Genomic DNA, 14,426 nt, shown 5'->3' with positions numbered 1-14,426 from the left:
AACCGCCTGAGGTGAAGGAGATTTCTATGTTCAGCGGGTCGATTCCGGCTCTGGTGACGCCGTTTCGCGACGGAACGTTCGACGAAGACGCCTATCGGAGTCTGATCGACTGGCAGATTGCGGAAGGGTCGAGCGCGCTCGTCCCCTGCGGGACAACCGGCGAGGCGGCGACCCAGGCGTTCGATGAACATTTCAACGTGGTTCGCGTCTGTATCGAGCAGGCGGCCGGACGGGTGCCGGTGATCGCCGGGTGCGGATCCAACGATACGCGCAACGCGATCCTGAACCTGCAAAAGGCACAGGAACTGGGCGCAACGGCCGGCCTCCTCGTGCCGCCCTACTACAACCGGCCGAGCCAGGAGGGAATCTATCGGCATTTCGAGGCGATCGTTGGCGCGTGCGACTTGCCGATCGTCCTCTATAATGTCCCCAGCCGGACGGCGAGCGATATCGCGGTTTCGACGATGGCACGGCTCGTGAAATTTCCGAGCATCGTCGGCATAAAGGATGCGACCGGCGACCTTGCTCGCGTCGTTGAGCAGCGCGCCGCCTGCGGCGAAGATTTCTGCCAGATTTCGGGCAATGACGATCTCGCCCTGGCGTTCAATGCGATGGGCGGAGTCGGGTGCATCTCGGTAACGGCGAACGCGGCACCGCGGCTTTGCGGCGAATTCCAGGCGGCCTGGGCGGCCGGCGACGTGGCGAAGGCACGAAGCCTTCACGATCGGTTGTATCCCTTGCACAAGGCAATGTTCGCCGATGCCTCGCCAGGCCCGGTCAAATATGCATTGAGCAAGGTTCGGCCCGGTTTCCCTGGCGAACTGCGCCTGCCGATGACATGGCCGTCCGAAGACGCACAGGCAGCCGTTGATTCAGCATTGAGTCATGCGGGGCTGCTCTAAGGATTTTCCATGGCCCGGCCCCGTCCTGAAACATTCGACAAGGTGAAGACCGTCGCCGAGAACCGGCGCGCGCGCTATGACTATGCCATCGAGGAAAAACTCGAGGCGGGAATAGCGCTGACCGGGACCGAGGTGAAAGCCCTGCGCTTCGGCGAAGGCTCGATCGCCGAAAGCTATGCCGATGTCGAGGGGGGCGAGGTCTGGCTGATCAACGCCAACATCCCCGAATTCAGCCACGGCAACCGCCACAATCACGATCCGAAACGGCGGCGGAAATTGCTGCTGCACGTCAACGAGATCAACAAGCTGCACGGTGCAGTCGAGCGCAAGGGCATGACGCTGGTGCCGCTTTCGATCTATTTCAACGGCCGGGGCAGGGCGAAGGTCGAACTGGCGCTCGCCAAGGGCAAGAAGCAGCACGACAAGCGCCAGACGGAGAAGGCGCGCGACTGGAAGAGGGAGCAGGGACGCCTGTTGAAAGACCATGGCTAAGCGGCGCAAGAACAGCGAAAGCGGCCCGTTCGTCCGCTGGGTTCGTCGCCACTCGCCAAGCCGCGAAGAACTGGCGAGGAACCGGTTTATCAAACCCTTCGCTTCCCGCATCATGCACAGCCATTTGTGGCGCTTTAGCCGCCGCTCCGTCCCGCGCGGGGCAGCGCTCGGCATGATTGTCGGCATTTTCGTGATGATCCCCGGGCTGCAGATCATCGCTTCGGCGCTGCTCGCGCTCCCGTTCCGGGCGAATATCCCGGTTGCCGCCGCCGCGACCTTTGCGAGCAATCCCATCACCACGCCGTTCATCCTGATTGCGGCGGTGTTTGTCGGTAATGACGTGTTCGGGCTCCATGCGAACCCCGCGCATTTTCGCGTGATGTACGAAAATGGCGCCTCGGCCTCCCAATGGCTGGCCTGGCTTGCGACCGACGCCGCACCGGCGCTTGTTGGCGGGCTTTTGGTGATTGCCGTTATTTCCGCCGCGATAAGCTATTTGGCGGCAAGCTGGTTTTGGCGCTATCGCGTGGGCCGACGTTGGAAGAAGCGGCACAGGGAGCTCGCGCACTGATGGCTACACTCGCGCCGCAGGGAAAGGACAAACGCCCGGCGGCAACGGCCTTTGCGGATCGGGCGCTTCTCGCCATCGTCGTGATTCTGGGGCTCGCATCGGCCCTGTTGCTGATGTTCCTCCTGGAAAGCCCTTTCTTTGCTGCCGGGTTCGCCGCCTTTTTCCTGACCGCCATCGCCGCCGCGACTTTCTGGGCGCGATTGCGGCCCGCGGGCACCGTGGGTGCGGTCGGCCCGGACCGCGCATTGGTGCGGGCCACGATCGAGGGCCGCACGACGGCAATCGCGGTCACAGACCGCCAGGGCGTGCTGATCGCTGCCAACAGTGCTTTTGAAACCGAGTTTCCGGGCGCGCCGACGCCTCCGGGATTGCGGTTCGAGGATGACGGGCCGGACCGGCTGACCCAGGCCGGGCGCGCGGCCTGGCGCGACGGGCACGGGCAGGCGATGGCGCTCCGCACCCCTCAGGGAAGCTATGACGCAAGCGTCGAACGCGGGGGCGAGAAGGGCGATTTTCTGATCTGGCGTTTCCTGCCCGCCGCCTCGAGCGATCTTATCGGCGAGGCCCGGCGGCTGATGGAGGGCGCCGCCGGCACCGCGCTCGGCGTTGCCGGCATGATGACCGCCCTGGTTGACAGCAAGGGCAGGATGATTGCCGCCAACCGCGTCTTTCGCCAGCGCGCCCTGGGATCGTCGTCGGACAAGCTGCGCGGACGCGATTTCACCGGTCTGCTTGAAACCGGCGAGGACCGGATGATCCGGATTTCGCTGGAAGGCGAAAATGGGCCACCTTTGCGCTTTGTTCAGGTACCGATTCCGACCGACGGACCGGAAGGCGATCCGCTTGCCTTCTTCATGCTCGACGAGATTGCAGGGCCGGGGCAGGCAACCGGTGCCGAGCATGTCCATGCCCTGCTTGCGATGCTTCCGCTCGGGCTGGCACTCGCCGAGCGCGATGGCCGCCTGTTGTTCATGAATGCGGCCTTCCGTCGCGCCGCCGGGCTCGGCGAACATGAGCGGCCCGTCTATCCCGGCGACCTCGTCGTCGATGAGGATAAAACGGCGGTAGCCAATGCCGTGCGCCGTTTCGCGAACAGCGCGTCGACATCCGCCGATATCGCGCTGCGCCTCAAGCACCAGCCTGACGAAACCGTGGCGATGACCGTGGCGGGAGCGCACGGCCTGGGCGACGCCGCCGTGCTGTTGAGCCTCAAGGACAATAGCGACGACGAGAAACTCAAGCGTCAGGTCGCCCAGGCAACGAAGATGCAGGCGGTCGGCCAGCTCGCAGGCGGCGTCGCACACGATTTCAACAATATCCTCACGGCGATCATCGGCCATTGCGATCTGATGTTAATGCGCCATTCGCCGGGCGACAGCGATTATGACGACATTCAACAGGTCAAATCGAATTCCAATCGCGCGGCGGGGCTGACCCGTCAGCTACTCGCCTTTTCACGCCAGCAAACCTTGCGTCCCCAGATATTGCAACTGCCCGACGTCGTTTCGGAGGTCTCCAACCTCCTAAAGCGACTGCTCGGCGAAACCGTCGAGCTCTCCGTCCATCACGGACGCAATCTCGGTCCGGTACGCGCAGACCCCGGCCAGCTGGAGCAGGTGATCGTCAATCTGGCGGTCAATGCGCGCGACGCGATGCAGGCGGCGCACGGGGAAGAGCGCGGCACCTTGATGATCGAAACCTTCGCGATGACGTCGACCGAAGCCGAAGCGATGGGCGAAGACATCATGCCGCCGGCCGACTATACGGCGCTCCGCGTCAAGGACACCGGTATCGGCATTTCGCCGGATGCGCTCATCAAGATCTTCGAACCCTTTTACACGACAAAGGAAGTGGGAAAGGGGACAGGGCTCGGCCTGTCGACCGTCTATGGCATCGTCAAACAGTCGGGCGGTTATATCTTCGCCGATTCCGAACTGGGCAAGGGCACCGCCTTTACCATCTATCTTCCGGTCCATCGCGGCGATGCGGTGCCAGCCCCGGCCGCGCCGCCCGCCAAAGCCGCCGCCGCGAAAATACCGGCGAAGGACGGTGGTGGTGCCGAACCCTGGGGAAGCGGCACGATCCTGGTTGTCGAAGATGAAGACATGGTTCGCGCCGTCGTCGAACGCGCACTCTCACGGCAAGGCTATACCGTCGTAACCGCCCGAGACGGAGAGGATGCTCTGCAGGTCGTGGGCACGCGGACCGATTTCGATCTCATCCTTTCCGATGTCGTCATGCCAGGGATGGACGGGCCGACAATGGCACAGGAACTTCGTACGACATTGCCCGATGTCCCGATCCTCTTCATGTCCGGTTATGCCGAAGAACAGCTGCGTCAGTCCATCGACATCGAACAGGTGCATTTCCTTCCGAAACCATTTTCGGTGCAGCAACTCGCCGACGCCGTAGCCGCGATCGTCAAGCCGCAATAGTCGGCAATTACTGACATATTCGCAGCGATGCCTCTTTGCCCTGCAAATCTTTGGCGGTAAGGCCGGGATATGACGGGCGTAAGAATATTGATTGTCGAAGACGAGCCGCTGATCGCGATGATGCTCGAGGATTTCGTCGAAACGCTTGGTCACCGCGTAACCGGTGTCGCGGACAATCTGGAAGACGGATTGGCGGCGGTTGCGGGAGGGGCGTTCGACGTCGCGATACTCGACGTCAATCTGCGGGATCGCAAGGCTAGCTGGCCGATCGCCGACGCGCTGGACGATGCCGATATGCCATTCCTGCTCGCCAGCGGAGGCGATCTCGATTCTCCGCCGCAACGCCATTCCAGCCGGCCCTATCTCAGCAAACCCTTCACCCTCGAAAGCGTCGGAAACGCGATCAACAGCGCCGTCACCTCCTGAATTCGTTCCCTACTTGTTCTTTCGGAACAAACTGTGTACATAATCCGCAAGCGTTGAACCCGCGACGCGGAGCTTCTAGGAGGGAAACAGGTAATGGCAGCTCAACTCAAAGTCATAGAATCCGAAAAAACCATGAACGATACCGACAGAGAAAAGGCGCTCGACGCCGCACTCGCGCAAATCGACCGGGCCTTCGGCAAAGGCTCCGCGATGAAGCTTGGCTCGCGCGAAAAACTGGAAATCGATTCGATTTCTACCGGTTCGCTCGGTCTCGATATCGCACTCGGCATCGGCGGTCTTCCCAAGGGGCGGGTCGTCGAAATCTACGGGCCTGAAAGTTCGGGCAAGACCACGCTGGCGTTGCACACGATCGCCGAGGCGCAAAAGAATGGCGGTACCGCTGCATTCATCGACGCCGAACATGCGGTCGATCCCGGCTATGCCAAGAAGCTTGGCGTCAATATCGACGAACTGATCATTTCTCAGCCCGATACCGGCGAACAGGCGCTGGAAATCGCCGACACGCTGGTGCGTTCCAACGCCATCGATGTGCTCGTCATCGATTCGGTTGCCGCGCTCGTGCCGCGCGCCGAAATCGAGGGTGAAATGGGTGACAGCCATGTCGGCCTGCAGGCCCGGTTGATGAGCCAGGCGCTGCGTAAACTCACCGGGTCGATCAACCGGTCGAAATGCATGGTGATCTTCATCAACCAGATCCGCATGAAGATCGGTGTGATGTACGGCAGCCCGGAGACCACGGCCGGTGGCAATGCGCTCAAATTCTACGCGTCGGTCAGGCTCGATATCCGCCGGATCGGCCAGATCAAGGACCGCGACGAAATCGTCGGCAACACGACACGCGTAAAGGTCGTCAAGAACAAGGTCGCGCCGCCGTTCAAGCAGGTCGAATTCGACATCATGTACGGCCAGGGCATTTCCAAGGTCGGCGAGATTCTCGATCTCGGCGTGAAGGCCGGTATCGTCGAAAAGTCGGGCGCTTGGTTCTCCTATGATTCGACGCGGATCGGGCAGGGCCGCGAAAACTCCAAGTCCTTCCTCAAGGAAAATCCGGAGATTTGCGAACAGCTCGAACGCGCCATTCGCGGCAAAGAGGAAGAGGTCGCCGAAGAGATGATGGCCGGCCCCGATATCGATGACGAAGAGGGCGGCGAGGAATAAATCCGCAACTGCCGCTACGGCTTTCGTGAAAGGCTCGCCCTTCCGGGCGGGCCTTTTGCTTTTCGGGTAGCTTGGCCTTAGCCAAGATGGGCCGCACCGCAGGGAAATTACGCCATGACCGTTATCGTCCATCATCTCGAAAATTCGCGTTCGCAGCGCATCCTCTGGCTGCTCGAAGAACTGGGCCTCGACTTTGAGGTCAAACGCTATGAACGCGACAAGAAGTCGATGCTGGCGCCGGCCGAACTCAAGGCCGTCCACCCGTTAGGAAAATCGCCGATGATCGAAGTCGATGGCAGAACGCTGATAGAGACCGGGGCTATCGTGGAATATCTCGTCGCCAAGGCCGATGGTATGCTCGGTGCACCGTCCCATATCGACGAAACCCAGCGTTATCGCCAGTTTCTCCACTATGCGGAAGGATCGATGATGCCGCCCCTGCTCTCGATCCTGATCGTGGACCGGCTCGGCCTGCTCGGACGCCCGGCGCGCAAGCCGCTTCTCGCGATGCTTTCGCAGCATCTCGCCTGGCTCAACGCGGAACTTGGCGAACGTCCCTGGTTTACCGGCGAGAGCTTCACCGCGGCCGACGTGATGATGAGCTTTCCGCTGGAGGCATCCCAGCAGCGCGCCGGACTGGACGCCCGTTACCCCAACCTTCTCGCCTGGCTCGACAAAATCCATGCCCGGCCGGCCTATCAGACAGCGCTGCAACGAGGCGGTCCCTACGCTTTCGCCTAAAATATAGGGGCGTGGCGGGACGGTGCCCGGTCCGCGTTTCCGCATTGGGGCGCGATCTGGACCTATCGGGCGTTGCCATGGCTAAGGAACTATTGCTCAAAGACATACGGAAATATCTTTCCGCATAAAAAGTTTAGGGGGTCGCAATGACAAAAATCCGTAGCCTGATCGCCGCCGTCGCGGCGACCATTGTCCTTTCCGCCTGCGCGGGCAGCAGCAACATGGTCATCAGTCCGAACCGAACAGCCTATACCGCCCAGTCGGTGACGCTCGAATATGACGGCGGCACGATCGATGTCGAGCAAGATTCGGTGGACGAATTGCAGCGCTATATGGACGAGGAATTTTTCGGCGATGCGCAGAACGCCGCGGCGTTCGCGCGCGGTTCCGAACTCACCGTCCGCTACGGTTTCATGACCTTCGACGAAGGCAGCCAGGCCGCCCGCTATTTCCTCGGCGGGCTCGGAGGCGGCGAAGCCCGGATGGTCGTACGCGCGGAATTCTTCGATCCACAAGGCAATTCGCTGGCCGTCATCCAGTCGGAAGGCCGCCTGGGAGGTGGCTTTTTCGGCGGGGACGCGGGCTCGGCAATCCGCGGCGCAGCCCGGGAAATCGCCACCTATGCGGTCGACAATTTCGGCGGCCCATCGCAATAGCATGTTCGGGCGTCGGTTTTCGAACCGGCGCCCGGTCCTGCAGGGCTATCTAGCGGCTTGCCCGCGCAGCGCGCTCTGCCTACATGCCGCGCATGACATCGACCAACGATATACGCCGTTCCTTCCTCGATTATTTCGGGAGCAAGGGCCATGCGGTGGTGCCTTCGGCGCCGCTGGTTCCGCACAATGATCCGACGCTGATGTTCGTCAACGCCGGCATGGTGCCGTTCAAAAATGTTTTCACCGGGCTGGAAACGCGCGATTACTCGACCGCGACGAGTTCACAGAAATGCGTCCGTGCCGGCGGCAAGCACAACGATCTCGATAATGTCGGCTATACCGCTCGCCATCACACCTTTTTCGAAATGCTCGGAAATTTCTCGTTCGGCGACTATTTCAAGGACCATGCGATCGAGCTCGCCTGGGATCTGATCACGAAAGAATGGGGTATCAGCCCCGATCGGCTGACCGCGACCGTCTATCATACCGACGACGAAGCTTTCGATCTCTGGAAGAAGATATCGGGTCTTCCGGAATCGCGGATCATACGGATTGCGACCAAGGATAATTTCTGGGCGATGGGGGATACCGGCCCCTGCGGCCCCTGTTCGGAGATTTTCTATGATCATGGCGATCATATTCCCGGCGGGCCGCCCGGATCGCCGGACGAGGACGGCGATCGCTTCGTCGAAATATGGAATCTCGTCTTCATGCAATATGAGCAGGAAGACAATGAAATCGCCCGGGATCTGCCGCACCCGTCGATCGACACCGGCCTGGGGCTGGAGCGGATGGCCGCCGTCCTTCAGGGCACGCACGACAATTACGAGATCGACCTATTCCGCGCGCTGATCCATGAATCCGTCGAACTAACAGGGGCCAAGGCCGAAGGCGATGCCGCCGCCTCCCACCGGGTGATCGCCGATCACCTGCGCAGTTCGAGCTTCCTGATCGCCGACGGCGTGCTGCCGGCCAATGAAGGCCGTGGCTATGTGTTGCGCCGGATCATGCGACGCGCAATGCGCCATGCCCATATCCTTGGCGCCCGGGATCCGCTCATGCACCGGCTCGTGCCGTCGCTCGTTGCCGAAATGGGCGGCGCCTTTCCCGAATTGGTCCGCGCCCAGGCCCTGGTCGAGGAAACGCTGAAGCTGGAGGAAATCCGGTTCCGACGCACGCTCGACAACGGCCTCAAACTGCTCGACGAAGCGCTTGTCGGCATGGAAGAAGGCGGTACGCTACCCGGCGAAACCGCGTTCAAGCTCTATGACACCTTCGGCTTTCCTTATGATCTGACCGAGGACGCGCTACGCAGCCGCGGGCTAGGGGTAGACCGCGAAGGCTTCGATGCCGCAATGGCCGAACAGAAAGCCGCCGCGCGGGCCGCCTGGAAGGGATCGGGCGACGCTGCCTCGGACGCCGTCTGGTTCGATATTGCGGAGAGTCATGGCGGAACCGAATTCACCGGCTACACTGCCAGCGAAGGCGAGGGGCAGGTGATCGCCATCGTCAAGGAGGGCGAAAGCGTCGACACGGCATCGATCGGCGATACGGTCGCCATCCTGACCAACCAGACGCCCTTTTACGGCGAGAGTGGCGGCCAGATGGGCGATACCGGCACGATCCGCAGCGATAGCGGATTCGAGGCCAAGGTTTCCGACACGGCGAAACCGCTTGGCCGCCTCCATGCCCATCATGCCACCGTCACATCGGGCGAAATTGCCGTCGGCGATGTCGTCGCACTGGCGATCGATGCGGAGCGCCGTGACCGGCTGCGCGCCAATCACAGCGCGACCCATCTCATGCATGCTGCGCTGCGCCACCGGCTGGGCGAACACGTGACCCAGAAGGGCAGCCTCGTCGCCGAAGACCGGCTGCGCTTCGATTTCTCACATCCCAAAGCGCTGACCGATGAGGAAATCGCGTCGGTCGAGGCCGATGTAAACGCCCAGATCCGCGGCAACGCGCCGGTCGCCACCCGCCTCATGACGCCGGACGAGGCGATCGAGGCCGGCGCGCTGGCGCTGTTCGGCGAGAAATATGGGGATGAGGTCCGCGTACTCTCGATGGGCCAGTCGGGCCCGAAAGACTATTCGGTCGAATTGTGCGGCGGCACCCATGTTCGCGCACTCGGCGATATCGGCCTGTTCGTCATCATATCGGAAAGCGCCGTGTCGTCGGGCGTTCGCCGGATCGAGGCGCTGACCGGCGAAGCCGCGCGGCTCTGGTATCGCGGCCGGGAGGAAATCCTCACGACCGCCGCCGATGCCCTCAAGACGACCGCCGACGAACTGCCGGCGCGCGTCGCCGCGCTGGTCGACGAACGCAAGCGGCTCGAGCGCGAGCTCGCCGATGCGAAAAAGGCTCTCGCGATGGGCGGCGGCGGATCGCAACCGACCGCCGAGATCGAAGAAGCCGGAGGCATCAAGTTCATCGGGCAGGCGGTCGACGGGCTCGACGCCAAGGAATTGCGCGGGCTGATCGACGAGGCGAAGACCAAGCTCGGATCGGGCATCGCGGCGATTGTCGCGGTCAACGACGGTCGCGCGAGCGTGGCGGTTGGCGTCACCGACGATCTGACAGGCGATCTCGACGCCGTCGCGCTCGTGCGTGCCGCCGTCGAAGCGCTGGGCGGCAAGGGCGGCGGCGGGCGTCCGGACATGGCCCAGGGCGGCGGACCCGAAGGGGACAAGGCTGAGGCCGCCCTCGCGGCGATCCGCGACTCCATCGCGAGCGTTTCGGCCTAGCTGTTTTTCGAGTTTCTCAGCTTTTCGCGCGGCAGTTCCGGTAGGCGGTCGAGCTCGCCGAGTTTCATGATCGCCTCGCGCAGTTGCGCGCGTTTCTCATGGATCGAAGCGATCACGGGCCCCATCGGCACGCCGATATCGACGAGCGCGGCCTCTGAGAGCTGAAGCGAGGATTCCACGGTTTCGGGAACGGCGTCGGTGACGCCCGCGCGGTAAAGCTCTGCGGCATGATCCGGATCGCGGGCGCGGGCAACGATGGTGAGATCCGGATGCGCTTCCCGAACCTTGCGGGTGAGCTGAACCACGCTGACCGGATCGTCCATGGTAAGGATCAGCGCGCTCGCATTGTCGAGATCGAGATGTTCGATCAGTTGCGCCCGGGCGACATCGCCGAAAATAGTCGGGAAGCCGTCGCTCCGTCCCCGCGCGACGGTGTCTATGTTCGAATCCACGGCGACGAAGGGCTTGCCATGCTCGCGAAGCATCTCGGCGACGACACGTCCCACCCGGCCGAACCCGACGATAATAGCGCGTTCCTCCTGGTCGTCGTCCTGGCCTGGAATATGCACAACGGCCTCGCGCATCTCGACACGGCGGGCGGCGACGCGACCGGCCATTGCCAACAACGGCGTGATGGTAAGGCCGATCGCCGTCACGGTTTGCCAGAAAGCAGCGGTCGAGGCCTGGATGACACCGGCCTGAAACGCGGCCGCCAGCACGATCAACGTCGTTTCCGAAGGCGAGGCCATGAGCAGACCGGCTTCGGCCGCGGTGGCCCGGCGCGCACCCGAAAAGCGCAGCAGCAGTCCGGTCACAATCGTCTTCACGACCACGACGCCGACAACAGCAAGCAGCAGCGACGTCCAGTGCTGAAGAATCTGCACGAGATCGAGACTCATGCCGACGGTGATCAGGAACACGCCGAGCGCCAGCCCCTTGAACGGTTCGGTAATCACCTCGACTTCGCGATGATATTCGGTTTCTGCAATGACGAGCCCGGCGACCATCGCGCCGACGATGGGGGAAAGTCCTACCGCCGTCGTCGCCAGGCTGGCGAGGATGACGATGAGAAGGCTGGCGGCGAGGAATACCTCCGGGCTTTTCGTCCGCGCGGCCTGGGCGAAAAGGCGCGGGAGCAGTATGCGTCCGCCGACGAGCATCGCGAGGACGGTGGCTACCCCGTAAAGCAATGTCTGGCCAAGATCGGCGAGGCCGGCTCCAGCGGTCGGCGCCATCGCGCCGAGCAGGAAGATGATCGGCACGATCGCGACATCCTCGAACAACAACATGCCCAATGCGGCGCGGCCGACCGGGCTCTTCGTGCCGGACATCGGCAGAACGAGCGCCGTCGAGGAAAGCGCCAGCGCGAGCCCCAGTCCAAGCGCGCCGACGCTGTTCTGACCCATGGCGTAAAGCGCGCCTGCGATCAGGACGCCGCAAATGATCAGTTCGGCGGCACCGATCCCGAACACCATGACGCGCATCGCCCAAAGCCGCTTGAACGAAAGTTCGAGGCCGATCGAAAATAGCAGCAGCACGATACCGAATTCGGCGAAAGGCGCGATCGCCTCCGGATCGGAAATCGTAACGTGGTAAAGCCAGGGCACACGATCGACGAGCGAACCCAAACCTGCCGGACCGACCAGCGCGCCGACGATGATGAAACCGATAACCGGCGTGATCCGGAAGCGCGCGAACAGCGGAATAATGATCCCGGCCACGCCCAGAATGACGAGCGCATCGCTGAAACCTGTCGATTCGATGCCATGGTGCATACTTCACTTCTTAGCGGCAATGCTGGTAATGGGCAGGGGTGAAAGCGGATATACCCACGCAAATCTGCATTGTTGGCGGTGGGCCCGCAGGGCTTGTCGCCGGAATGCTGTTCGCGCGCGCCGGCGTGGAAACGCTGGTTCTGGAAAAGCATGCCGACTTCCTCCGCGATTTTCGCGGCGATACCGTCCACCCCTCGACGATGGAATTGTTCGATCAACTGGGGCTGCTCGACGAGCTGTTACAGCTGCCTCACAACAAGGTCGACCGCATCAGGGCGCGGGTTGCCGGCCGGTTCATCGAGATCGCCGATTTCAAGAGGCTGAAGACCCCCGCACCCTTCATCGCGATGATGCCGCAATGGGATTTGCTCGATTTCATCGCCGACAAGGCCAAGCGCTATCCGACCTTTCGGCTGATGTTGAGCAGCGAGGCGACGGGTATCGTCGCGGGTGAGGGGGGGCGGATCGCCGGCGTGACCCTTGCCGATGGCCGCACGATCGGTGCGAGCCTCGTCATCGCGGCGGACGGACGGCGTTCCATCCTGCGCCGGGAAGCCGCGTTACCCCTCGAGGAACTCGGCGCACCGATGGATGTCTTCTGGTTCCGCGTGCCCAAGCATCGGGAGGAGGAAACCTTCGGCGTTTTCGAGAACGGCCGGATCATCGTCCTCATCGATCGCGGGGACTATTGGCAATGCGCCTTCGTCTTTCCCAAGGGCGAGGGGGAGCGCGTGCGATCGCGACCGATCGAGGCGTTTCGCCAAGAGCTCTCCACGGCCGTGCCGTTGCTCGCGGAAGGCATCGGGGAGATCGCCAGCTGGGACGATGTGAAACTGCTCTCCGTCGGGCTCGACCGGCTTACCCGCTGGTACAAGCCCGGATTGCTGGCGATCGGCGATGCCGCTCATGCGATGTCTCCGATCGGCGGCGTCGGCATCAATCTGGCGGTGCAGGACGCGGTTGCCGCCGCGAATATCCTCGCTAGCCCGATGGCCAAGGGCGAAGCGCCCGACCCGCTTCTGGCCAAGGTCCAGGCGCGCCGATGGAAACCCACGGCGCGCATCCAGGGGCTTCAGAAGATAGCGCAGGATAATATCATCGCGCCGCTCGTCTCCGGGAAATCGGGCCTTACCAGGCCGCCCCTGCCGCTCCGTCTGTTCAACAGGTTACCGTTCCTGCGCTGGATACCGGCGCGCGTCATCGGGCTCGGCTTTGCGCGCGAGCGGATTGAAAGTCCCGACGCTTTCGGAACGGGCTAGCGGCCTATTGCCACTCGCCCATCGCGGTTTCCAGATTGGTGCGGATCGCTTCGAAGAATTGCTCGCTCGTCATCCAGGCCTGATCCGGGCCGATGAGGATCGCGAGATCCTTCGTCATCTGACCATTTTCCACCGTCTCGATACAAACCCGCTCCAGCGTCTCGGCGAAGCGCGTCACTTCGGGCGTTTCGTCGAACCGGCCGCGATAGATCAGGCCGCGCGTCCAGGCGAAGATCGAGGCGATCGGATTGGTCGACGTCGCCTTGCCCTGTTCGTGCATGCGGAAATGCCGGGTGACGGTACCGTGCGCCGCTTCGGCTTCGATCGTCTTGCCATCGGGCGCCATCAGCACCGATGTCATCAGGCCGAGCGAACCGAAGCCCTGTGCGAGCGTGTCCGACTGGACGTCGCCATCGTAATTCTTGCAGGCCCAGACGAATTTGCCCGACCATTTGAGCGCGCTGGCGACCATATCGTCGATCAGGCGATGCTGATATTCGATACCCTTGGCCTCGAAATCCGACTTGAATTCGGATTCGAACACTTCTTCGAAAAGGTCTTTGAAGCGGCCATCATATTTCTTCATGATGGTGTTCTTGGTCGACAGATATACCGGCCATTCGCGCTGCAGGCCGTAATTGAGGCTCGCGCGGGCAAAATCCCGGATACTGTCATCAAGGTTGTACATAGCCATCGCGACGCCGGGCGAGGGGAAGTCGAACACTTCGAGATCGATCGAGGTGCCGTCGTCGCCGTCATAAACGAGCCGCAGCTTGCCGGGGCCGGGGATCAGCGTGTCGGTCGCGCGATACTGATCGCCAAAGGCATGGCGGCCGATAACGATGGGATCGGTCCAGCCAGGCACGAGCCGGGGCACATTCTCGATCACGATCGGCTCGCGGAAAACGACGCCGCCCAGGATATTGCGGATCGTGCCGTTCGGCGATTTCCACATCTTCTTGAGATCGAACTCCTCGACACGGGCTTCGTCGGGCGTGATCGTCGCGCATTTCACGCCGACGCCATATTCCTTGATCGCATTGGCGGAATCGACGGTGATCTGATCGTCGGTTTCGTCGCGCTTCTGAATCGAAAGATCGTAATATTTCAGATCGATATCGAGATAGGGCAGGATCAGGCGCTCGCGAATCCATTCCCAGATGATCCGGGTCATCTCGTCGCCATCGATTTCTACGACAGGGGTCTTCACCTTGATCTTGCTGGCCATGCAGTTTGCTTTCCG

Annotated in this window: 12 protein-coding genes; 10 read left to right on the top strand and 2 right to left on the bottom strand. The window is 62.2% G+C overall.

Annotation, left to right across the window (positions count from 1 at the left end; translation table 11 throughout):
• The first annotated feature begins 26 nt into the window (after positions 1 to 26).
• The 9 genes from dapA to alaS all read left to right on the top strand — a co-directional run bounded on the left by dapA (position 27) and on the right by alaS (position 10,149).
• Positions 27 to 902 carry a 4-hydroxy-tetrahydrodipicolinate synthase gene (dapA, locus tag H6P80_RS09580; protein WP_185801176.1) on the top strand — a complete coding sequence of 292 codons (876 nt, stop codon included), beginning with the start codon at positions 27 to 29 and terminating at the stop codon, positions 900 to 902.
• 9 nt (positions 903 to 911) lie between these two features.
• Positions 912 to 1,394 carry an SsrA-binding protein SmpB gene (gene smpB / locus H6P80_RS09575; RefSeq protein WP_185801175.1) on the top strand — a complete coding sequence of 161 codons (483 nt, stop codon included), beginning with the start codon at positions 912 to 914 and terminating at the stop codon, positions 1,392 to 1,394.
• Positions 1,387 to 1,965: a DUF2062 domain-containing protein gene (locus H6P80_RS09570; protein ID WP_185801174.1), complete on the top strand. Its 579-nt coding sequence runs from the start codon at positions 1,387 to 1,389 to the stop codon at positions 1,963 to 1,965. Before smpB ends, H6P80_RS09570 begins: the two co-directional genes overlap by 8 nt.
• Positions 1,965 to 4,400: a response regulator gene (locus H6P80_RS09565; protein WP_235973855.1), complete on the top strand. Its 2,436-nt coding sequence runs from the start codon at positions 1,965 to 1,967 to the stop codon at positions 4,398 to 4,400. Before H6P80_RS09570 ends, H6P80_RS09565 begins: the two co-directional genes overlap by 1 nt.
• A gap of 69 nt (positions 4,401 to 4,469) precedes the next feature.
• The gene (locus H6P80_RS09560) at positions 4,470 to 4,826 is read left to right on the top strand and encodes a response regulator (protein ID WP_185801173.1); all 357 of its coding nucleotides are present in this window, start codon (positions 4,470 to 4,472) and stop codon (positions 4,824 to 4,826) included.
• A 93-nt stretch (positions 4,827 to 4,919) separates the two neighbouring features.
• Entirely contained in the window at positions 4,920 to 6,005 is a 1,086-nt protein-coding gene (gene recA / locus H6P80_RS09555) for a recombinase RecA (RefSeq protein WP_185801172.1), read from the top strand.
• A 114-nt stretch (positions 6,006 to 6,119) separates the two neighbouring features.
• Positions 6,120 to 6,746 (top strand): glutathione S-transferase family protein, encoded by a 627-nt coding sequence (locus H6P80_RS09550; RefSeq protein ID WP_185801171.1) that lies wholly within the window; start codon positions 6,120 to 6,122, stop codon positions 6,744 to 6,746.
• Positions 6,747 to 6,892: 146 nt separating this feature from the next.
• Complete coding sequence (locus tag H6P80_RS09545) at positions 6,893 to 7,402, top strand: DUF4410 domain-containing protein (protein ID WP_185801170.1); 510 nt, start codon at positions 6,893 to 6,895, stop codon at positions 7,400 to 7,402.
• 92 nt (positions 7,403 to 7,494) lie between these two features.
• The gene (gene alaS, locus H6P80_RS09540; protein ID WP_185802084.1) at positions 7,495 to 10,149 is read left to right on the top strand and encodes an alanine--tRNA ligase; all 2,655 of its coding nucleotides are present in this window, start codon (positions 7,495 to 7,497) and stop codon (positions 10,147 to 10,149) included.
• Here the strand turns inward: alaS and H6P80_RS09535 are convergent.
• On the bottom strand, positions 10,146 to 11,924 hold the full coding sequence (locus H6P80_RS09535) for a cation:proton antiporter domain-containing protein (RefSeq protein ID WP_185801169.1): 1,779 nt from the start codon (positions 11,922 to 11,924) through the stop codon (positions 10,146 to 10,148). The genes alaS and H6P80_RS09535 overlap by 4 nt on opposite strands.
• Before the next feature lie 38 nt (positions 11,925 to 11,962).
• Between H6P80_RS09535 and H6P80_RS09530 the strand changes: the two genes are divergently transcribed.
• Positions 11,963 to 13,183 carry an FAD-dependent oxidoreductase gene (locus tag H6P80_RS09530; protein ID WP_328804977.1) on the top strand — a complete coding sequence of 407 codons (1,221 nt, stop codon included), beginning with the start codon at positions 11,963 to 11,965 and terminating at the stop codon, positions 13,181 to 13,183.
• Between the two features lie 4 nt (positions 13,184 to 13,187).
• On the opposite strand, the gene H6P80_RS09525 is transcribed toward H6P80_RS09530, so the two are convergent.
• On the bottom strand, positions 13,188 to 14,411 hold the full coding sequence (locus tag H6P80_RS09525) for an NADP-dependent isocitrate dehydrogenase (RefSeq protein ID WP_185801168.1): 1,224 nt from the start codon (positions 14,409 to 14,411) through the stop codon (positions 13,188 to 13,190).
• Positions 14,412 to 14,426: the final 15 nt, after the last annotated feature.

It is taken from the genome of Parasphingopyxis marina, from assembly GCF_014237875.1.
Lineage (GTDB): Bacteria > Pseudomonadota > Alphaproteobacteria > Sphingomonadales > Sphingomonadaceae > Parasphingopyxis > Parasphingopyxis marina.
Note: the sequence above shows the minus strand (reverse complement) of the source record. Positions and strands in the feature narration are given on the sequence as shown.

What these genes read in the sequence shown, in the direction of transcription:
- dapA (WP_185801176.1), top strand. Translation starts at nt 27, where the DNA reads ATGTTCAGCGGGTCGATTCCGGCTCTGGTGACGCCGTTTCGCGACGGA.
- smpB (WP_185801175.1), top strand. Translation starts at nt 912, where the DNA reads ATGGCCCGGCCCCGTCCTGAAACATTCGACAAGGTGAAGACCGTCGCC.
- H6P80_RS09570 (WP_185801174.1), top strand. Translation starts at nt 1,387, where the DNA reads ATGGCTAAGCGGCGCAAGAACAGCGAAAGCGGCCCGTTCGTCCGCTGG.
- H6P80_RS09565 (WP_235973855.1), top strand. Translation starts at nt 1,965, where the DNA reads ATGGCTACACTCGCGCCGCAGGGAAAGGACAAACGCCCGGCGGCAACG.
- H6P80_RS09560 (WP_185801173.1), top strand. Translation starts at nt 4,470, where the DNA reads ATGACGGGCGTAAGAATATTGATTGTCGAAGACGAGCCGCTGATCGCG.
- recA (WP_185801172.1), top strand. Translation starts at nt 4,920, where the DNA reads ATGGCAGCTCAACTCAAAGTCATAGAATCCGAAAAAACCATGAACGAT.
- H6P80_RS09550 (WP_185801171.1), top strand. Translation starts at nt 6,120, where the DNA reads ATGACCGTTATCGTCCATCATCTCGAAAATTCGCGTTCGCAGCGCATC.
- H6P80_RS09545 (WP_185801170.1), top strand. Translation starts at nt 6,893, where the DNA reads ATGACAAAAATCCGTAGCCTGATCGCCGCCGTCGCGGCGACCATTGTC.
- alaS (WP_185802084.1), top strand. Translation starts at nt 7,495, where the DNA reads ATGACATCGACCAACGATATACGCCGTTCCTTCCTCGATTATTTCGGG.
- H6P80_RS09535 (WP_185801169.1), bottom strand. Translation starts at nt 11,924, where the DNA reads ATGCACCATGGCATCGAATCGACAGGTTTCAGCGATGCGCTCGTCATT.
- H6P80_RS09525 (WP_185801168.1), bottom strand. Translation starts at nt 14,411, where the DNA reads ATGGCCAGCAAGATCAAGGTGAAGACCCCTGTCGTAGAAATCGATGGC.